Genomic DNA, 20,110 nt, shown 5'->3' on the forward strand with positions numbered 1-20,110 from the left:
TCAGAGCACTGACTGTAAAAACTCTTTCGTGCGCTCTTCTTTTGGTGATTGGAAAATCTGATCGGGCGTGCCTTGTTCGCAAATGCGTCCTTTATCAAAAAAGCAAACGCGGTCGGAGACTTCGCGTGCAAAGCGCATTTCATGGGTAACCAGAAGCATCGTCAGATCGTGTTCCTGAGCGAGACTGCGAATGACTGCTAGAACTTCGCCGACAAGTTGTGGATCAAGTGCCGAGGTTGGTTCATCAAAAAGCAGAACTCGCGGACGCATTGCCAGCGAACGGGCAATCGCGACACGCTGTTGCTGACCACCGGACAGCTGTGACGGGAAATGGTCTTTCTTATCAGTGAGGCCAACGAGTGACAAAAGATCAAGCGCGCGGGCTTCTGCCTCAGCCCGTTTCATGCCAAGAACATGAACCGGAGCTTCAATAATATTACGCAGAACCGACATATGCGGGAACAGGTTGAAGCTCTGGAATACCATTCCTACATGGGATCTGATCTTACGCAAATGCGCTTCGCTCGCTTGAAACGGTCCTTTGCCGTTCGGTTGATGATAAGACATTCCAGCAAGTTCAAGGCTTCCCTCCTGAAAGGGTTCCAGCGTCATCAGGATACGAAGAACAGTTGATTTTCCTGAACCGGAAGGGCCGATTAGTGTGACTTTCTCGCCTGTTTTGACCGAGAAATTGAAGCGATCCAGCACTGTCAGCGCGCCAAAGCGCTTTGTTACGTCCTGAAAGCGGATAATTTCCTGGGTCATTTGAGAGCAATCCCGTTTTTTGGAAGTGTGCGTTCGAGCAGGCGTATGAGTGCCGAGCAGATGAGTGTCAGGACAAGGAAAATCAAACCGACCATCGAAAGTGGCACGAGATATTCGAATGTCCGGTCGCCGATCAGATTTGCGAGGTTGAGCATGTCAACGATACTCACCACAGACAAAACCGGCGTTTCCTTCAACATGGAGACAAGATAGTTTCCCATGGCTGGAATAATGCGCGGCACGGCCTGTGGGACGACAATGTCTTTATATGTTCGCCAAGCCGTAAGGTTCAGCGCGCGAGCAGCTTCCCATTGACCACGGGGAATGGCTTCAATGCCACCACGATAAACCTCTGATGTGTAAGCGGAATATTGCAGGCCAAGTGCCAGTGCCCCGGTAAGGAATGCCGGCAGCACAATTCCGTAAACTGGCAGGACGTAATAGAGGAAGAACAGTTGTACCAGCAAAGGTGTATCGCGCAGAAACTCGACGACCACAACTGTTGGCCACGAGATGATCTTATAAGGACTGCGGCGCAAAAGTGCGAAAACAAGACCGAGAACCAGAGCGATAGCAAAACCTGTGGCTGCGGCTTTGAGCGTAACCGTTAGCCCGATTGCCAGAATTGGCAGAATAGAGATTGCAAAAGATAGCGTGGACGACGTGTCCCATGCGTAACCGTAAATCATGCGAAGCCTCCCGCCATTGTTTTGCGACGAAGACGTCGTTCGAGCCAACGAATGGTCGTTGCTAGCACCAGTGCCATTGCGAAATAGCCAAGCAGTGTGAGCGAGTAGATTGTGACATTATCGAGTGTCAGATTGCGCAAACGCTGGGCCTGGAAGGTCAAGTCGCTAATTGCGATCAGTGAAGCGAGTGCCGTATCTTTCAGATTGTGTACGGCGAGGTTGCCAAAGGCTGGCATCATTTCAACGGTAGCTTGCGGTAGGACGATGCGAAATAACGTATGTGTCTTGCCGAAATTGAGTGCGCGGGCCGCTTCGTGCTGCGCTTCTGGCACGGCTTGCAGCGCGCCGCGTACGACTTCTGCACCATAGGCGCCAATATTGAGGCCAAGCCCCATAATGCCAGTTGTGACCGGATCAAAGGAAATCCCAATCAAAGGCAAGGCATAATAAAGCCAAAACAATTGGACGAGCAGCGATGTACCGCGAAATATCTCGATATAAACAATTGCAATTTTTGAGAGGATCGGTCCGCCCGCATATCGGGCAATGCCTGCGGTAAATGCCAGTATTGTACCAATGGCCATCGAACTGAGAGCAAGAATAACCGTGACTTGAGCCCCTTTGAAAAGGGCGGGAAGATATTCCGTCCAGTGCATATGGTCCTCTCCCGTCTGATATGAAAAAAGTCTGTCAGGCCATTCCAGACCCGACAGAAGGCAGAAAGTACTATTTGGCGCCGCAAAGAGCGGCAGTATCAACAGTACGAGCGGCCTCTACGCTTTCCTCGCTAAGACCGTAGCTGGTCAGAATTTTTTTGTATTCATCAGTTTTCTTGAACTCTATCAGCGCGTTGTTGAAAGCGTCATAGAAATCCTTGTCCTCCGGGCGGAAGCTGAACGCACCGAAACTCCGTGCAGCTTTGCCCTCTACAACCGGATCGGTAAATGGATGTGCTTGTTCGAGTGCAGGTGAATTTTCAACAAGGTTGGCGACCGTCAACTCAGTTGCCGCATAAGCATCGGCGCGACCTGCCTGTACCGTCGACGGGGCGTCGGCATTGCCCTGAATCATGACGATTTGTGACTCATCAATCCCCATGCCATGCAGGAAGTCGATTTGATCTGCGCCTGATACGATCGCGACTTTCAGCGATGGATCTTTTTTGATGTCTTCATAGGAATGGATTTTCTTTGGGTTGCCTTTCGGTACAAGAAGACCTTCACCATAGCTGGAATTGGCGACTGTAAACTGAACCTGTTTGCAGCGGTCCGGCAGAATGTTCTGCTCGGCGGCGACAAATTCAAAGCGCTTCGCCTTAAGGCCGGGGATCAGCGAGCCAAACGGTGTCACTGTCCAATCGACCTCTTCGATTCCAAGTTTTTTGAAAATGGCTGCGGCAACATCCGGTCCGATACCTTTCGCAGCGCCGCTGGCGTCCATGTACCCGTAAGGCACTTCGTTGGCGGTGGCCCCACGCACAAAGCCAGCGCTTTTCAGATCGTCAACTGTGACGGCCTGTGATGGGCTGGCAAAGGCTACGAATGCTACGGCCGAGATCAAGGCAGATATTGTGTGAAGTTTCATGCGCATCGTGTTCACTCCTCTTTATGAATGCCGGTTGTTTGTTAGTCCGGCTTGTCAACTCAATGATATTGATCGGATTATCCCGAGGTTGGTTCCTCGCTGTGTGTTGCGATGACGGAGAGGCAGTCACCCATTTTGATGAGGCCCGGAAAATGGCGAGCTGCAAGGATGCCGTCGAGTGCCGCGCGATATTCCTGCGCGGCACCTCCGGTACGCGCAACCTGATGAACGCGGGCGATGAGGTCACCTTTGCGAAGTGGAGTGCCTAAATCAACCAGAGGCTCCAACAAGCCATCAGTATCTGCAAAGCCAAAACATTCTTGCGATGGCATATCCAGCCAGGTCGTAGATGATGTTTCGATTTCGCCTTCCAGAATCCCAGCATGAACCAGAATATTGCGAATACCGCGTTTGGCAATTGCAGCCGTTTGAGCAGAAATCGTCCCGCCGCCAGAAAGTTCGGTTGTGACAAAGACCTTACCAGCTTCTTCAGCCGTGGTGTCGTACATGCCAACGGTATCGATCTCGATCATCCGCATGGAAAAGGGCGCTGAGAAAGCTTTAACAGCTGCAAAACAACGGGCTTCCTGTGCCGTATCGGGCAGGGCGTGCGCCGCTGCATAAGGCAGAAAATCCAGCGTGCGACCGCCTGAATGGAAATCTAGCACGATGTCGGCTGTTGGCAGCAGATAACGCGTAAAATAGTCCGCGATTTTTTCGGTAACCGAGCCATCCGGTCGACCCGGAAAACTCCGATTGAGATTGCCTTTGTCGATTGGTGATGTCCGCGTTCCCGCCAGGAAGGCGGGGTAGTTCATAGCGGGTACGATAATGACGCGTCCATTGATCTTTTCGGGCTTAAGATTGGCCGCGAGATCATAAAGAGCGACTGGCCCCTCATATTCATCACCGTGATTGCCACCAGTAAGCAGAGCCGTTGGGCCGTCGCCATTGCGGATGACGCAAATGGGTAACATCAACGATCCCCATGCGGAATCGTCCCGCGACCATGGCAGTCGCAAGTGACCATGCTGCACACCATCGCGATTGAGATCGACGGTTGGTGTGATGGGAGACGGGCGGGCAGGTGGTGAGGTGTGCATCATCATGCCATCCTTAATCCTTCACGACCAGCTTGCGCGGCACGTTTGAAAGGCATTCGACGCCGGTTTCGGTGATGACAATGCTCTCTGTAATTTCGAGGCCCATCGTCTCAAGCCACAGACCGGTCATAAAGTGGAATGTCATACCGGGTTGCAATTCAGTCCGATCACCGGGTCGCAGGCTCATTGTGCGCTCGCCCCAATCTGGCGGATAAGACAGACCGATGGAGTAGCCCGTTCTGTTGTCTTTGATGATCCCGTATTTTTTGAGAATATCGAAGAAGCCATTGGCAATATCTTCGCAGGTATTGCCGGGACGCGCTGCGGCAAGTCCTGCTTCCATGCCTTCCAATGTTGCTTTTTCGGCATCGAGAAAAGCCTGCGTCGGCTTGCCGAGGAATACGGTGCGGGAGAGGGGGCAGTGATATCGTTTGTAGCATCCGGCTATCTCAAAAAACGTGCCTTCACCCGACTTCATCGGTAAATCGTTCCAGGTGAGATGTGGTGCTGAAGCATCGGCTCCCGAGGGCAGCAGCGGCACGATTGCCGGATAATCACCACCAAAGCCATCGACGCCGCGTGTACCGGCATCATAGATTTCTGCAACGAGATCGCATTTGCGCATATCGGGTTCAATCTTATCGACAATACGCTGGTGCATGGCTTCGACAATGCGGCCAGCCTTTCGCATATAGTCGATTTCAGTCGGGCTTTTAACAGCGCGCTGCCAGTTTACGAGACCTTGCGCATCTTTGAATTTTGCGTTTGGCAAATGTTTCTGCAATGCGTGGTGGGCCGCCGCAGTGTACCAGTAATTATCGAATTCGACGGCAATCGTTTTGTTGCCCCATCCTTTGTCCTCAAGAATAGAAGCCAACAGATCCATGGGATGACGTTCAAGCGATTGCACGTAATGATCGGGATAGCCGATAATGTTCTCGTGATTTATCCATGCCGTGCGTTTCGCGCCATTTCCGTCCTGACCACGCCCGTACCATATTGGCTCGCCATCCATCGCGAGTACGACGCATTGGTGAACATAAAACGACCAGCCATCATAACCCGTAAGCCAGTGCATATTGGAAGGATCAGTCACGATCACAACATCAAAACCCGCCTTCTGCATGGCATGTCGGGTCTTTGCAATCCGCTGATCATATTCAGCACGAGTGAAATTAAGTTCCGCACTCATCGGCTGGCTCCTGCGTTTTTGCTTGAATCAATTTTTGCGCCGGCATCGCGAAGGTTGGCACGCTGGGTGGCAAGGTGGGCAATGGCCGTATCCTGAACGCCGGTGCCCGTCAGATCGCAAATTGTAATGGCGTTGGGATCGCGAAGGGGTATGTCGTCCTCAACGATGATCTGTCCGAGTTCCTGAAAGGCTGCATCTGCTTTGATAACGCCTGCTGCGATAGCGTGGTGAAGTTCGCCCAGCCTGCGGGTCTGGTTCAAACTGTCGGCCACATAGACAATCTGATGTTTGAAAATCGCGGGTTCCAGCTCGTTTTTGTGTTCGGCGTCGGACCCCATTGCGGTGATATGTTGCCCTGCCTCCAGCCAATCGGCTTTGATGAGCGGTGTTTCAGAAGGTGTCGTCGTGACAATAATATCGGCTCCGCGACAGGCTTCCTGGGCATCGTTGAGTGCCATAACCGGAATGCCAAGTTGTTGCGTTAAATCGCGCGCTAAGTTTTGTGCCTTTTGATTATCTCGCGCCCAGATACGGGCTTCGGTAATCGGGCGCACAAGTATGAGTGCCTGTAACTGCATGTTGGCTTGCATACCGGCCCCGAATATCGTTGCAATCCGTGCGTCAGTCCGCGCCAGATGTTTTGCGGCAACCGCGCCTGCGGCAGCCGTGCGCACGTCTGTCAGGTAACCATTGTCCAACAGCAGTGCTTCAACGAGCCCGGTCTTTGCTGAAAACTGGATCATCAAGCCATTGGTGGAAGGAAGGCCGATGGAAGGATTGTTGAAAAACCCCGGACTTATCTTGATTGCAAAACTATCAAGGCCGGGAATATATGCTGTTTTAACATCGACTTCGCCGCGTGCCGCCGGAATGTCGAGCCGCAAAATAGGCGGCATGCTGACATTGCCGCTTGCGAGCGCGCGAAACGCCTCTTCAACACAGGCAATGCTTTCAAGGTCCAGCGATATAATCTCGCGAAGATCGGCTTCGGTCAGGATTCTCATCTCAGTCATTAGCCTGCCCTCTGATATTGGTTATCGATAATTGCGCGATGTTGCTCTGGGTCGATGTTGCCGCCAGAGATAATGATTGCTGTGGGTCCGGCGGGGCGGGTCTTTTTGCTAAGAATTGCACCAACGCCAACTGCGGCTGCGCCCTCAATTGTTTGATTTTCGAGCAGGGCCGCATGTTTTATGCCGTCAGCGATCTCATTTTCGTCCAGCAGAATGACCTCATCCAGCAGCGCTTTGCAGATTGCAAAGGTCCAGCGGTTGTTAATTCCGATGCCGCCGCCAAGGGAATCTGCCAGCGTATCCAGCTCTTCGACATCGACAGGTCTGCCGGTTTTGAGGCTCGCAACCATAGCAGCGCCACGCTGCATAGAAATTCCGATAATGCGGGCTTTGGGGCGTTTCGCCTTGACCGCAATTGCTATGCCAGCCGCAAGCCCACCGCCGGAAAGCGGAATGAGGACGGTTTCAACGTCGGGAAGATCATCAATGATCTCAAGCCCTGTTGTACCCTGACCGGCGATCACACGTGGGTCATCAAACGGCGGAATGGCTTTCATACCGTCCTGAGCGACAAGACGGTCAACTTCTTTCATGGCATCATCTTGAGACTTGCCAACAATGCGTATGTCTGCACCGAGATCACGGATTGCCTCGACCTTGTTGCGCGGCACAAGTGATGAAAGACAAATGGTAGCAGTCGCTCCCTGCATTGATGCAGCGTGAGCCAAAGCGCGTCCGTGATTGCCGGTAGAAGCCGTTACAACTCCGTTCTGTCGCTCTTCCTTCGATAGACTGCGAACGGCATTGGTTGCGCCTCGAAGTTTGAAACTGCCAGTTGGCTGAAGATTTTCCAGCTTGAGGAAAACAGGAGCACCTGCATGTTGGCTTAGGCTCTCAGACCGCACAAGCGGTGTACGCTTGATGTGACCTTGCAGTCGGTCACGCGCCCGTTCGATCTCATCAATCCCAATAATGTCAGACACGGTGTCTGCCTCTCACTGCTTTGTCACAGATGGAGTAACGCTTTATCCCGTATTGGGCGACGTCATAGACGAGCTGACACCGGCGCAATAAAGCACCGTCTACGGCCATAAGCCGTATTCTCGTTCCCCATATGCTTGATTTTTATCGTTATGACTATGTGTGAAAGACCAAATAGATCATGTCAATAATTATATTGGATCATTACAATTATCGTCTGTCGTGACTTTTTATGCGCTGGTCTTGAATGGACAGCACGGCCATGCCAATGAGAATGCTGTAACTGCTCAATCATTTCGGAACGGTATCATGAAATCCGCGCTCAAGCTCGACGCTGTTGATCTTCGCATTCTTGAAGCGGTGAAGGAAAATGCGCGGATCACCAAGATTGCTCTGGCAGAAAAAGTTGGCCTTTCTGCAACCCCTTGCTGGTTGAGGCTGCGCAAGCTTGAAGAAGCTGGCATTGTCACGGGCTACCATGCGCGTATTGCCTATCGCAAAATAGCTCCGATTGCTCATGTGATGGTGCAGATCACGCTCGGCAATCATCGCCAGAGCGATTTTGACCGCTTTGAGCGCGCAATTGCAACCATACCTGAAATCGTTTCGTGCTGGTCTGTCGGCGGTGGTATTGATTATTTTATGATGATTATGACGCGCGATATTGATGCCTATCAGAGGCTGATTGACCGGCTGCTTGACCACAATATCGGTATTGAACGCTATTTCACTTACATCGTGACCAAGCTGGTCAAGGACGAGAGGTCTGGCGCCTCTCTGTCGATGCTTGTAGATGACTTCGAATAGTCCAAACCAACTAATTGTCTGACAAAGTTTAGTCCAATCAAGCTGTTTCGGCTTGCGCATTTGGTCTGAATACGGGGCAGGTTCGTGAGATGGTTCTTCCAGAATTGGGAGAAGCGCAATGAATGACGTTCTGGATCATCCGATACAACATGACGGGCTTAACAGGCTTCGGGATAAACACCTCTTTCGAGAACTTAGCTATATCAATGGGCGATGGGTCGCGGGAGATAAGGTCGAGACTTTTGCCGTTTCTGACCCGGCAACGGGACGACGGCTTGCACGTGTCGCAAGCCTGAGCGAAGCGCAGACAACGCTCGCTGTTGATGCAGCTGAAAATGCGTTTACACAATGGCGCAACAAGCTGCCGCAGGAACGGTCCGCGATTTTGCGTCGCTGGTATGAGCTTGTTCTGGCTAACCGGGAAGATCTGGCGTTGCTGATGACGCTTGAGCAGGGCAAGCCTCTCAATGAGTCTCGTGGAGAAATCGACTATGGCTCAGCCTTTATTGAGTGGTATGCAGAAGAGGCAAAGCGCCTGAACGGCGAAACGATTTCAAGCCATTTACCCAAAGCAGAAATGCTGGTGCGTCGCGAGGCATTGGGCGTTGTGGGCATTGTAACGCCGTGGAACTTTCCAAACGCGATGATTACGCGTAAAGCTGCGGCAGCAATTGCTGCGGGTTGCCCGGTTGTTATTCATCCGTCGTCCGAAACACCGCTATCCGCTTTGGCTTTGGCTGAGTTGGCGGAGCGTGCGGGAATGCCAGCCGGTGTTTTCAATGTGGTCACGGGCAAGGCTGCACCAATCGTTGATGTGCTTTGTCGAGATGAACGTGTACGGGCATTAAGTTTCACCGGCTCTACCGAAGTCGGCAAGTTGATTGCCGCAAAATGCGCTGCGACTGTCAAGCGTCTGGTGATGGAGCTTGGTGGGCACGCACCTTTAATTATCTTTAATGATGCCGATATTGCCCGAGCTGTTGACGTGGCCATGGCTGCGAAGTTTGCAACATCAGGGCAGGATTGTCTTGCTGCCAACCGTATTTTCGTTCAGCGCGATATTCTTCCAGCTTTCACAAAAGCTTTCGCTAAACGTGTCCGCAATCTGAAAACGGGCAATGGCCTTGATGCAGATGTTGAGATCGGCCCGATGATGCATAGCCGCGCGGTCGATAAAATTGAGCAGCATGTGCGTGACGCTGAAAAGCGGGGCGCTCGTGTTGATGTTGGTGGCAAACGCATTGGCAATACGCTTTTCTTTGAACCGACACTGCTCACCAATGTGTCCGACGATGCAGCGATCATGCATGAGGAAACATTCGGTCCCGTCGCTGCGATTTCCGTTTTTGACGATGAAAATGAAGTCATCGCTCGTGCCAACACTACGCAATATGGATTGGTCGCCTACGTCGTGACATCGAACGGCGCGCGCCAACTGCGTATGGGACGCGCACTCGAATATGGAATGATTGCCATCAATCGCGCAAAAATTACCGGAGCGCCAATTCCGTTCGGTGGCTGGAAACAATCAGGCCTCGGCAGGGAGGGCGCGCATCACGGCATCGAAGCTTTCACTGAACTCAAATATCTCTGCATTGATACCGCCGCGTGAAAACGCTGCGACAGGAAAGGGCAAACTCATGTTGAACCAAAGCAACGAACTCACTGCCTGGGATCGTGATCATTTCTTCCATCCATCGACGCATATGGGAATGCATGCGCGCGGTGAAACGCCGACGCGTGTGCTCGACGGCGGCGAGGGCGTTTATATTACTGATGTGAATGGTCGAAAAAGTCTCGATGCGTTTGCGGGTCTCTATTGTGTCAATGTCGGTTATGGCCGAACGGAGATTGCGGATGCAATTGCCGAGCAGGCACGCAAGCTTGCTTATTATCATGCCTATGTTGGTCATGGCACGGAAGTGTCGATCACATTAGCGAAGATGATTATCGACCGCGCGCCCCAACATATGAACCGCGTTTATTTCGGTCTTTCAGGCTCTGATGCCAATGAAACCAACATCAAATTGATCTGGTATTATAATAATATTCTCGGTCGTCCCGAAAAGAAGAAGATTATTTCGCGTTGGCGTGGTTATCACGGCTCTGGTGTGATGACAGGTAGCTTGACCGGGCTTGCAACTTTTCACAATGCATTTGATCTGCCGCGCGCGCCAATCCTGCATACGGAATCTCCCTATTATTTCCGCCGTGAAGATCGATCCATGAGCGAGGAGCAGTTCTCGCAGCATTGTGCTGATAGACTGGAAGAGATGATCCTTGCCGAAGGGCCAGATACAATAGCGGCGTTTATTGGTGAGCCTGTTCTTGGAACGGGTGGGATTGTTCCGCCACCTGCTGGCTACTGGCAAAAGATACAGGCCGTTCTTGATCGCTACGATATTCTGCTTGTTGCCGATGAGGTGGTGACTGGCTTCGGTCGTCTTGGCAGTATGTTCGGCTCTGATCACTACGGTATGAAGCCTGATCTGATCACCATCGCCAAGGGGTTGACATCGGCCTATGCACCGCTTTCGGGTTCGATTTTGTCTGACCGCATGTGGCAGGTGTTGGTGCAGGGATCAGACAAGATGGGGCCGATTGGTCATGGCTGGACTTATTCAGCACATCCAATCTGTGCAGCTGCCGGCGTTGCCAATCTTAAGCTGATTGATGAACTCAATCTTGTCGAAAACGCAGTTTCCACCGGTGCGTATTTCCGCAATGCTTTGCAGGATGCTTTGAGCAGTCATAAGCATGTCGGCGATGTGCGCGGGGAAGGATTGATGGCAGCCGTTGAGTTTGTTGAGGATCGTGATGATCGTAAATTCTTCGACCCATCGCTGAAGATCGGCCCACAGGTTTCTGCGGCTCTTCTCGCGAACGGCGTTATTGGCCGTGCAATGCCGGAGGGTGACATTCTTGGCTTTGCGCCACCGTTCTGCCTTACGCAAGAAGAGGCTGACAAAATCGTTGATGCAACCGTAAAGGCAATCGATACTGTATTTTCTTAATCCTGTTTCAGAAATTATGCCTTCACCGTCTTATAGGGCGGTGAAGGTCCTAAAGTATTTTGAAGTTTTTGTTCCTAAAGTGTCGATTTTTTTAAATCTTTCTATGAAAGAGCGAGAAGCGCTTCGGCAGCATCGCCGTCGATGATGAGACCGTTGACTATGCCACTTTTAAGAAGTGCTTTAGCGGCCACAGCTTTTTCTTGACCGGCAATAAGTAAAACAACCTGCACCTTCTGCAGTTCAGAAAATCCCAATGCGATTGTACGTTTGTTCATTTCGTGATCGACTTGGTGTCCATCTTTATCAAAGAAAATACCATTTGTGTCACCGATGGCACCTGCTGCATGCAGGCTTTCGAGTTCTGATTTGCTCAACATATTCTGGCGACGCAGTAAGGAATCTTCTGTTAATTCACCCGCGCTGATAAAGCATACTGATACCGTGCGAGCAATTTCCATTGCGCGCGCGACTGAGCGTTGTGAAATTAGAACTTTTCTGTCTTCGGCGGAATCAGCGATAAAAGGAACGGGAAGGAAAAAGCCTTGTCCACCCGTGCGACGTGCCAGCATGTTGACAACTTCAAACGGATTGTAAGCGGAGTTGGCTATCAACGAACCCATGACAGAGATGAATCGCGCTTGTGGCGACGATACACCCGCAAGTTGAAGTGTCATCTGTTCGATTGTTCGTCCCCAGCCTGTTCCAATAGTGGCTTCTGGATTATCTGCGAGAAAATTCTTTAGGTAGGTAGCCGCGGCGACGCCCACTGCGCGAAATGAAACCTGTTTGCGGATTTCTGATGTCGTGTCTTCTGCACCAAAGCCAAACGGCGGCGTTGAAATGCAAAAATCCAATGAATAACGACGTGTGATCTCGTTTTCTACAGGTAGTGTACCGGCATTCTGGTGGTCGATGGATATGCTCACCAGACCGCTTTCACGCGCTTCACCTAAGATCTTATTTACGCGAGCACGGGTCAACCCAAGTTTGGAAGCAGTCGCCTCCTGGTTGAATCCACCAACGTAATATAGCCACGCCACGCGTACCATAAGGCTGTCTTCAGATTCACTCATACGCCCCTCAACCTATATTGTGCGGTTAAATTACAAATGTATTTTTGTTTGACATTTGTAATTTAACGACGCTTAATGCCATTCGTTCCGATCGACAAGAGCGCGAAAGAGTACTCAGGTCAATTGGAATACCGAGCTGAAGCCATAGCGGTATTGCAACATCTTTCTCCGGAGGAGCGGGGAATAGATGACTGCGTGACGACAGTTCAGGAGGAGTTGCAGGACGATACAAGGCGCGGCGTTTCGCTGGTCACGTGTCAGGTTTAACAATGTGAAGCTGGACGGTGGATATAACCACGTCGCTTTTGGGAGGAATAAATGGGGTCGGGATTGTTTAAGAAGTCTGTCGCTGTTGCAGCTTTGGCCTTACTGATGGGTACAGCAAGCGCGTCGGCGACGAACGTTGCCTGGGTGCATTCCAATGCTGCTGCACAGTCTGAACAGCGCGCCAAAGCTGGCTTTGATGCATGGCTGAAAGAAACCGGCAAAGATTGGAAAGTCAGTGTTCTTGATAGCGGTGGCTCTGGCGAACGCACGGCGTCCAATATTCAGGATGCGGCATCGCGTGGTGTCGATGCGATTATCGTTAGCATGTCGGATCTGCGCGCGTCGCGCGCCGCAATCGATGCCGCGGTCGCAGCAAAAATTCCAGTTTTCGCCATTGATAGCGGACAGGTTGATGGTGTTCTCGTCGATGTGACAACCAATAACTGGGCGATGTCGGCCAGTGTGTCGCCTTATCTGCTCAACGAAATGGGCGGAAAGGGCAATCTGATTTTCCTGCGCATGGCGGAACATCACGGCACGCGTAAGCGCGGCGATGTGATGGCCACAGTGCTAAAAGAATATCCTGAAGTGAAGGTGCTTGCGGAACATAATATCGACTACACGGCATTCTTTGAAGACACGTCTAGCTCAATGCAGGATTATGCTGCCCGTTTTGGCGAAGAAATTAATGCTGTTTGGGCGCCTTGGGATGAGCCAGCACAGGCTGCCATCAACTCTCTCAATGCAGCCGGTCTGAAAAACGTGAAAGTTATCGGTATCGACGGTAATCCTCAGGCGATTGAGGAAGTCTGCAAGCCAGAGAGCCTTTTGATCGCAACTGTTTCCCAGCCATTTGAAAAGATGGGTGCACAGACCGGAGAATGGATCGAGAGCATCGTCGTGAAGAAAGAAGATGCTGCAACGGTTATTCCATCGAAGACCGTCTATCTCGATGCGCCGCTTATCACAAAGCAGAACTGTAAGGACTTCCTCCCGAAGAACTAGGCACCCATGCCTGTAACTGGCCGGGACCTTACGTTCCAAGTTCCGGCCATTTTTTAACCTGAAAATTCAATTCGCGGGAGTTCTTCGATGGCCGTAAGCCTTTCGCAGATCGTCATGTCATATCCCGGAACACTGGCGCTCGATCAAGTCAGTGCTGAATTCCGGTTCGATGAGGTGCATGGCCTGATCGGAGAAAATGGTGCGGGGAAGACAACCCTTGTCAGCATTCTTGGTGGCAGTAAAAGTCCGACGTCTGGCAACATCATTATTGATGGCACCGAGGTGCGTTTAACAAGTGCTGGTGATGCTCTGCGCAAGGGCATTGCACATGTTTCTCAGGAAGGCAGTCTCGTTCCCGGACTGACTGGTGCGCAGAATATTTTGCTGGGCGATGAGCCTCGTATGGGTCTCGGTGTTATCGACAAGAAGAAGCTTGTCAGCCGTGCAGAAGCACTTCTAAAGCGCTGGTTTCCGCAGGTTTCCATCGACCTTGATGAGCAGGTCGATATGCTGCCGATGGCAGATCAAAAGATTATTGAAATTGTTCGTGCTCTGCGTGGAAATGTGCGGTTGCTTATTCTTGATGAGCCGACAGCGACATTACCTGCGCGCGAAAAAGAAAGTCTTTGGGAAATCATCAAAACCTTGCCGCAACAAGGTGTTGGGATTGTCCTTATCAGCCATTTTCTTTCAGAGATCAAAGCTCTGAGCGACCGTATCACAGTTCTTCGCGATGGGAGGCACATTGCAACGCTTGAAGCTAAAAACTCGAGTGAAGCGCAACTCATTGACCTGATGCTTCAACGCTCTGGAAGCAGCGAAGCCGTCGAACAGGAAGCGCAACATAGTCGCGTTCTTGGCCCCGTCGTGCTGGAAGTTAGCGATTGGCATGCCGGTGGTGTTGTTGCCGATAATTTTGTTATTCGCGCAGGCGAGATTGTAGGCCTTATCGGTCTGACAGGCGCAGGGCATTTTGGCTTTGCACGCTCGCTTTATGCTGCAAGCGGTGTGACTAGGGGAAAACTTCGCTTTCAGGGCGAGGTTGTGACTAAAGTCGATCCGCGAACCATGCAAAACAAAGGCGTGGCTCTCGTCCCCGATCACCGTATGGAGACTGCACTGATTGGCGATTGGGATGTTCGCGAAAACCTCGCGATGGTGCATCCAACTCATGCAACTTTCGGCAGCACAGGCATTTTGTCGATGCGTCGAGAAGCGCTTGAAGCTGACCGCACAATGAAGCAGATGAATGTTAAGGCACATTCGCATCGACAATTCGTGAAAGACTTAAGCGGCGGCAACAAGCAAAAGGTTTCGATTGGCAAGTGGCTGTATGGTGCGGATGAGCATTATCGGTTGATGATCTTTATCGAACCAACCGAAGGCGTCGATATTGGCGCTAAGCGTGAAATACATGCGCAAATGCGCAGGCTTGCTGAAAAAGGCATAGCCATTCTCGTTACGTCTTCCGACCTTCTGGAAATCGCAGACGTGGCAGACCGTGTCATCCCGTTTGTGAATGGCAAACCCGGCCCACAGATTGAGCGTGGCGCATTCTCAGAAGCGAAATTTATTGCCGCAATGGCAGGAGTTACCCAATGAGTGCCCGATCTTCAGCGGTTTCGCCGCAATCATCCCGTCATGCCCAAAGCTTCGGTAAAAAGCTTAAAGGTGAATGGCTATTAAAATATAGCACGCTCTTTGTGCTTTTCCTGTTGTTTGCAGGTTTTTCGCTGACCGTTGACCGCTTTCTGACAGCAAACAATCTGCTCAATATTATACAGCAGATTTCAATGCTCACCATTGTTGGTGCGGGTCTGACATTCGGTTTTGCTGCGCGGGAAATGGACCTTTCCGTCGGCTATATGGTTGGTATGTCAGGCATTCTGGTGCCATTGATGCTGGTTGCTGGATTTCCTCTGCCCGTGGCTCTGCTCGCCGGGCTCGGAGCAGGTCTCGTTGTGGGTTCGGTCAATGCAGTCTTGGTCACATTTGTTGGTGTGCCGTCGCTGATTGCCACACTCGCAGTAGGCTCTATTCTCTACGGCATCAACTTTTTGATGACAGGCGGACGCGCTATTTATGGTGGTCTTCCCGCAAATTATCTCTGGCTAGGTCAAGGCCAGCTCTTTGGCATCCCGGTGCTTGCCTATGCCATGGTGATTGTCGTTTTTGTGGCCTGGTTCCTGATGGAACGGACCGTGTTCGGCCGTTACATTTATGCAGTGGGTGGAAATCTGAAAGCAGCGGAGCTTTCCGGCGTCAATGGTCGCTTCTATCGCGCCGCCGCTCTGGTGGTCTGCTCAATTTTTGCGGCCGTCGCAGGTGCACTTCTTGCTGCACGTTTAGGCTCTGGTCAGCCAAATGCTGGCGAACGCTATCTGCTGGATGGGCTTGCAACAGTGTTTATAGGCATGACCATGTTCCGTCCGGGTACTGCAACAATTGCAGGGACATTTTTCGGCGCTCTCTTCATCGGCGTCATCAATAACGGCCTCAATCTCATTGGCATGGACACATACATCCAGAGCATTGTGAAGGGCCTTATCATTCTCGTGGCGGTCGCGGTTGTTTCGCGAACCACCAAACTGAAGCTTCTTTGAAGAACTGCGTTAGGCATTGAATCAAACATCATGAAAAACTTGAAACAGACAAGTCTGTCGGAGGCGCACGTGCAAAATCCGAGTAACTCTAATCTTCTCGAACTATACCAGACGATGCGGCGTATCCGCACCTTTGAAGAACGCGTAGGCGAATTGTTTGTGCGCGGTCAGACGGCAGGTTCGATGCTTCACCTTTCGATTGGCGAAGAGGCCGCTGCTGCTGGTGTTTGTGCTGTCATGCAGCCACAGGACACGTTTACCACCCACCATCGCGGCCATGGTATCTTTCTGGCACGCGGCGCTGATCCTAAACAGATGATGGCCGAAATTGGTGGCAAGGAAACCGGCTATTGTCACGGCAAAGGTGGCTCCATGCACATTGCTGACATGGCGCTTGGGCATCTTGGTGCCAATGCGATTGTTGGTGGCGGTATTCCAGCCGTGGTTGGTGCAGGCCTTTCCAGCAAATACCTCAGGAAAAACGCGGTTTCTCTCGCCTTTTTCGGCGATGGTGCGATGCAGCAGGGCATTCTCTATGAGAGCATGAATATGGCAGCACTTTGGGGGCTTCCGGTTGTGTTCGTCTGCATCAATAACCAGTACGGCATGGGTACGCGTGTCGATCAGGCGACAGCCAATACAGCCTTCGACCAGCGCGCACATGCATTTGGTTTGAACGGTGCTGTGGTGGATGGCATTGATGTGGAGGAAGTCAAAAGCGTTGCGCAGGGCCTGATCGATGATGCGCGCCTTGGTAAACCGGGCTTCCTTTCGGTAAGTTGCTATCGTTTCTTTGGTCATGCCCGCATGGATAAGAGTCCTTATCGTGCAGAAGCAGAAGAAGCCGAAGGCCGCAAGAAAGATCCGGTGAAATTCACGCGCGACCGGCTGATTTCAGAAGGCCTGGCACAAGAAACAGCGCTAGATACGATGGATAGCAGTATCACTGCTGAAATGGATGCGACCATCGATTTCACGGTGGAATCCAAAGCACCGCCACTCACTTCCATGTTCAGAGATGTCTATGCGGTTGGCGAACCAGAACCCGAGCCAGTCCGCACCCGTATTGATCGTGTACTTTCCAGGGATGAAGCATAATGGTTGCCATGACTTACCGCGATGCGCTGCGTAAAGCGCTGGATGATGCCATGGCCGAGGACAACACCATCGTCGTGATCGGCGAGGAAGTGGGCCGTTATGGTGGTGCTTATGGTGTTACCAAAGACCTGATTGGTAAATATGGTGCTGATCGCCTGATCGACACGCCGATTTCCGAGCCAGCAATTATCGGAGCTGCTGTTGGTGCAGCTATGACTGGTCTTCGCCCGGTTGCTGAACTGATGTATATCGACTTTCTCGGCATGACCATGGATCAGCTTGCCAATCAGGCTGCCAAAATCCGTTATATGTTTGGCGGCCAGATCGGTGTGCCAATGGTTCTGCGTACGCAGGGCGGCACCGGACGTTCGGCGGGTGCGCAGCATTCGCAGAGCCTGGAAGCATGGATCATGCATACGCCGGGCTTGCGGCTCGTAATGCCTGCGACTGTGCAGGACGCTTATCATCTGCTGCGACAGAGCCTGACCAAGCCTGATCCGGTGGTCTTTATCGAGCACAAGGCGCTATATACCCGCAAAGAAGAAGTCGATCTGGATGCTGAGCCACTGGCATGGGGTAAGGCAGCGGTGCGTCGTACTGGCAAAGATCTGGTCATCGTGACCTATTCGCGTCAGGTGCACTATGCGATGGATGCGGCTGAAAAGCTCGCTGCTAAGGGTATTGAAGCGACAGTCATCGATCTTCGCACACTCAACCCGCTCGATTTTGACACCATTCGCGAATACGTAGAGCGTGTCGGCAAAGCCATGGTTGTCTCCGAAGGCGTTATGACAGCCGGTGTTGCAGCAGAGCTTTCAGCACGTATTACGGAAGAATGTTTCGACTATCTCGAACAGCCTGTCGTGCGCGTTGCAGGTGAAGATATCCCGATTTCGGTTTCGCAGGATCTCGAAGCTGGCAGCGTGCCAACGGCGGACTTGATCCGTTCGATCGCAGAGAGAATGCTGTCATGACAGAACGTATTCTTAAAATGCCACGACTTGGTGAAACGATGGAAGAAGGCAAAATTGTCGGCTTCCTTGTGAACCCCGGTGACAGTTTCAAGCGCGGCGATTCCATAATTGAGATTGAAACAGATAAGACCGTAGCGGAGTTTCCTGCACTCGGTGATGGCACGCTTCATGAGTGGATCGGGTCGATTGGGGATCATGTGGAGGTTGGTGCTGCCTTAGCGCGCATTGATATCGGCGATGGTCCTGACTGGACGGATGAGGGCGGCGAAAGCGCATCCTCTCCGGAAGAGCCGACTGCGCAGGCCCCCGCTAACGCAGTCGGTTCACCTGAAGGGTTTGTCGTGACCGAACTTGATATGCCACGCCTTGGCGAGACAATGGAAGAAGGTCGCATCGTCCGCTGGTTGAAGGCCGTGGGTGATAGTTTCGAGCGTGGCGAAGCTATTCTCGAAATTGAAACGGATAAAACAGTCGCTGAATTTCCTGCGCTTGTGAGTGGCAAGCTAATCGAAATCCTGCGTCACGAAGGTGACATGGTGACGGTTGGCGATGCAATTGCGCGGATTGAAGTGCTTGCGGGTTCTGTCGCTGTGAAGCCGAATGCACCGCTCGCTGAAACAGTGTTAGCCTCTGTTTCGCAAACCGTTTCTAACTCAGTAACACCAAGGCAAGCGAGCCACGGCCAACGGGTGCGTGCAACGCCTCTCGCACGTCGAATTGCTCGTGACAAAGGCATCGACATTAATCTCGTTTCAGGTACGGGTCGCAGGGGTCGTATTGAAAAAGAAGACGTGTTTGCAGCGTCAAGTGGCGTACGGCAAAGCGGCGACGTTCAATTTGTCGAGCTTGAAAATGGTCGCGTTGCCTATAGCGATCAGGGTTCGAAGACTGCTCCGACCTTCCTGTTTTTGCATGGATTTTCGGGGGATCGGACGACATGGAGCGGTATAACTTCAGGTCTGCGCCGCGCAAATTTCCGCGTTATCGCTCCTGATCTTCCAGGGCACGGCCTTACAACAATTGAAGCAGGCAACGTCGCTGAATTGAGTGCTTTTCTACCCGCATTCCTAGACGCACTGTCCTTGAACAATGTTCATGTGGTCGCGCATTCGCTGGGAGCAATTGCAGCGACAGCTTTTGCCGCGAACCATCCTGATCGTGTGTCAGGGCTTACGCTTATTGCGCCAGCTGGTCTTGGTTCAGAAATCGATGCAAGTTTCATTTCCGGCATGGCGAATGCCACGACAGCTGGTGAAGTGTCGCATCTGCTCAGGCGCGTTGCGGCCAAACCTTTTGAGCTTTCGCCCGAACTGGCGGCCGACTTTGCGAGCACAATGAGCAAAGGCCGTCTCAAGGCACTTGCGGAAACGATTGTCGGATCATTAGGGCAGCGCATCGATGTTATCGCATCACTGGATAAGCTTTTGCGCTCAATGTCCGTAAGAGTTCTTGTTGGTCTTCAAGACCGCATCATCCCGTGGCAGCAGGTGACATCGTTGCCACCGTCAGCGAGTGTCCACTTCTTCGCTCAATCCGGCCATATGCCGCAATGGGATCAAACGAAAGATGTGCTGGATCTCATTTTGAGCTCTACAGGAGAGGCTGATGACTGATGTAAAAGTAAAGCTCAAAGAAGCTCAATCACGGCTTGGTGTTTTTGCCAAGGCAACGCCCGAACTCATGTCAGGCTTTGCCAAGGTCAGCAAGACAGCAACTGCTGCGGGTCGTTTCTCCTCCGCTCAACGTGAGTTGATTGCGGTGAGCATTGCTGTCGCCAAAGGGTGCGAGGACTGCATTCTATATCATGTCGATGCCGCTATCCGCCATGGTGCAACAGAAGTGGAACTGCTCGAAGCATTGGAAGTAGCTGTCGAAATGGGAGGCGGTCCAGCAGTTATGTATGCGGGCAAAGCACTCGAGGCATTTCGCAATTTGAGTTGAG

The 20,110-nt window shown here is 51.9% G+C and carries 19 protein-coding genes; 10 read left to right on the forward strand and 9 right to left on the reverse strand.

The annotated features are described in order from the left end of the window. The 8 genes from ehuA to eutB all read right to left on the reverse strand — a co-directional run bounded on the left by ehuA (position 1) and on the right by eutB (position 7,320). Positions 1 to 765 carry an ectoine/hydroxyectoine ABC transporter ATP-binding protein EhuA gene (gene ehuA / locus RI570_RS10415; RefSeq protein WP_313828344.1) on the reverse strand — a complete coding sequence of 255 codons (765 nt, stop codon included), beginning with the start codon at positions 763 to 765 and terminating at the stop codon, positions 1 to 3. After that, on the reverse strand, positions 762 to 1,454 hold the full coding sequence (gene ehuD / locus RI570_RS10420; protein WP_313828345.1) for an ectoine/hydroxyectoine ABC transporter permease subunit EhuD: 693 nt from the start codon (positions 1,452 to 1,454) through the stop codon (positions 762 to 764). Before ehuD ends, ehuA begins: the two co-directional genes overlap by 4 nt. Further along, on the reverse strand, positions 1,451 to 2,110 hold the full coding sequence (gene ehuC, locus RI570_RS10425; protein WP_313828346.1) for an ectoine/hydroxyectoine ABC transporter permease subunit EhuC: 660 nt from the start codon (positions 2,108 to 2,110) through the stop codon (positions 1,451 to 1,453). The genes ehuD and ehuC overlap by 4 nt, the downstream gene beginning before the upstream one ends. A 70-nt stretch (positions 2,111 to 2,180) precedes the next feature. Further along, complete coding sequence (gene ehuB, locus RI570_RS10430; RefSeq protein WP_313828347.1) at positions 2,181 to 3,044, reverse strand: ectoine/hydroxyectoine ABC transporter substrate-binding protein EhuB; 864 nt, start codon at positions 3,042 to 3,044, stop codon at positions 2,181 to 2,183. A 71-nt stretch (positions 3,045 to 3,115) separates the two neighbouring features. Beyond that, positions 3,116 to 4,144 (reverse strand): N(2)-acetyl-L-2,4-diaminobutanoate deacetylase DoeB, encoded by a 1,029-nt coding sequence (doeB, locus tag RI570_RS10435; RefSeq protein WP_313828628.1) that lies wholly within the window; start codon positions 4,142 to 4,144, stop codon positions 3,116 to 3,118. A gap of 10 nt (positions 4,145 to 4,154) precedes the next feature. After that, the gene (doeA, locus tag RI570_RS10440) at positions 4,155 to 5,333 is read right to left on the reverse strand and encodes an ectoine hydrolase DoeA (RefSeq protein WP_313828348.1); all 1,179 of its coding nucleotides are present in this window, start codon (positions 5,331 to 5,333) and stop codon (positions 4,155 to 4,157) included. After that, the gene (locus RI570_RS10445; RefSeq protein WP_313828349.1) at positions 5,330 to 6,346 is read right to left on the reverse strand and encodes a cyclodeaminase; all 1,017 of its coding nucleotides are present in this window, start codon (positions 6,344 to 6,346) and stop codon (positions 5,330 to 5,332) included. The genes doeA and RI570_RS10445 overlap by 4 nt, the downstream gene beginning before the upstream one ends. Next, entirely contained in the window at positions 6,346 to 7,320 is a 975-nt protein-coding gene (gene eutB, locus RI570_RS10450; protein ID WP_313828629.1) for a hydroxyectoine utilization dehydratase EutB, read from the reverse strand. The genes RI570_RS10445 and eutB overlap by 1 nt, the downstream gene beginning before the upstream one ends. Before the next feature lie 316 nt (positions 7,321 to 7,636). Here eutB and RI570_RS10455 point away from each other — a divergent pair, with 316 nt between their 5' ends. From RI570_RS10455 to RI570_RS10465, 3 genes are all read left to right on the forward strand, one after another. Next, complete coding sequence (locus RI570_RS10455) at positions 7,637 to 8,134, forward strand: Lrp/AsnC family transcriptional regulator (RefSeq protein WP_313828350.1); 498 nt, start codon at positions 7,637 to 7,639, stop codon at positions 8,132 to 8,134. A 118-nt stretch (positions 8,135 to 8,252) separates the two neighbouring features. Then, positions 8,253 to 9,746: an NAD-dependent succinate-semialdehyde dehydrogenase gene (locus tag RI570_RS10460; protein ID WP_313828351.1), complete on the forward strand. Its 1,494-nt coding sequence runs from the start codon at positions 8,253 to 8,255 to the stop codon at positions 9,744 to 9,746. Positions 9,747 to 9,774: 28 nt separating this feature from the next. Beyond that, on the forward strand, positions 9,775 to 11,148 hold the full coding sequence (locus tag RI570_RS10465; protein WP_313828352.1) for an aspartate aminotransferase family protein: 1,374 nt from the start codon (positions 9,775 to 9,777) through the stop codon (positions 11,146 to 11,148). A 101-nt stretch (positions 11,149 to 11,249) separates the two neighbouring features. On the opposite strand, the gene RI570_RS10470 is transcribed toward RI570_RS10465, so the two are convergent. Continuing rightward, entirely contained in the window at positions 11,250 to 12,221 is a 972-nt protein-coding gene (locus tag RI570_RS10470) for a sugar-binding transcriptional regulator (RefSeq protein WP_273729307.1), read from the reverse strand. A 318-nt stretch (positions 12,222 to 12,539) separates the two neighbouring features. On the opposite strand from RI570_RS10470, the gene RI570_RS10475 reads away from it, so the two are divergent. From RI570_RS10475 to RI570_RS10505, 7 genes are all read left to right on the forward strand, one after another. Next, positions 12,540 to 13,493: a sugar ABC transporter substrate-binding protein gene (locus RI570_RS10475; RefSeq protein ID WP_313828353.1), complete on the forward strand. Its 954-nt coding sequence runs from the start codon at positions 12,540 to 12,542 to the stop codon at positions 13,491 to 13,493. Positions 13,494 to 13,580: 87 nt separating this feature from the next. Continuing rightward, on the forward strand, positions 13,581 to 15,095 hold the full coding sequence (locus RI570_RS10480) for a sugar ABC transporter ATP-binding protein (protein ID WP_313828354.1): 1,515 nt from the start codon (positions 13,581 to 13,583) through the stop codon (positions 15,093 to 15,095). Beyond that, the gene (locus tag RI570_RS10485) at positions 15,092 to 16,096 is read left to right on the forward strand and encodes an ABC transporter permease (protein ID WP_313828355.1); all 1,005 of its coding nucleotides are present in this window, start codon (positions 15,092 to 15,094) and stop codon (positions 16,094 to 16,096) included. Before RI570_RS10480 ends, RI570_RS10485 begins: the two co-directional genes overlap by 4 nt. Before the next feature lie 69 nt (positions 16,097 to 16,165). Continuing rightward, positions 16,166 to 17,194, forward strand: a complete 1,029-nt coding sequence (locus RI570_RS10490) for a thiamine pyrophosphate-dependent dehydrogenase E1 component subunit alpha (protein ID WP_313828356.1) — start codon at positions 16,166 to 16,168, stop codon at positions 17,192 to 17,194. After that, positions 17,194 to 18,168: a pyruvate dehydrogenase complex E1 component subunit beta gene (locus RI570_RS10495; protein ID WP_313828358.1), complete on the forward strand. Its 975-nt coding sequence runs from the start codon at positions 17,194 to 17,196 to the stop codon at positions 18,166 to 18,168. Before RI570_RS10490 ends, RI570_RS10495 begins: the two co-directional genes overlap by 1 nt. After that, entirely contained in the window at positions 18,165 to 19,781 is a 1,617-nt protein-coding gene (locus tag RI570_RS10500; RefSeq protein WP_313828359.1) for an acetoin dehydrogenase dihydrolipoyllysine-residue acetyltransferase subunit, read from the forward strand. Before RI570_RS10495 ends, RI570_RS10500 begins: the two co-directional genes overlap by 4 nt. Then, positions 19,774 to 20,109 (forward strand): carboxymuconolactone decarboxylase family protein, encoded by a 336-nt coding sequence (locus tag RI570_RS10505; protein ID WP_079213653.1) that lies wholly within the window; start codon positions 19,774 to 19,776, stop codon positions 20,107 to 20,109. The genes RI570_RS10500 and RI570_RS10505 overlap by 8 nt, the downstream gene beginning before the upstream one ends. Position 20,110 lies beyond the last annotated feature (1 nt).

Source organism: Brucella pseudogrignonensis, assembly GCF_032190615.1.
Classification (GTDB): Bacteria; Pseudomonadota; Alphaproteobacteria; order Rhizobiales; family Rhizobiaceae; genus Brucella; species Brucella pseudogrignonensis_B.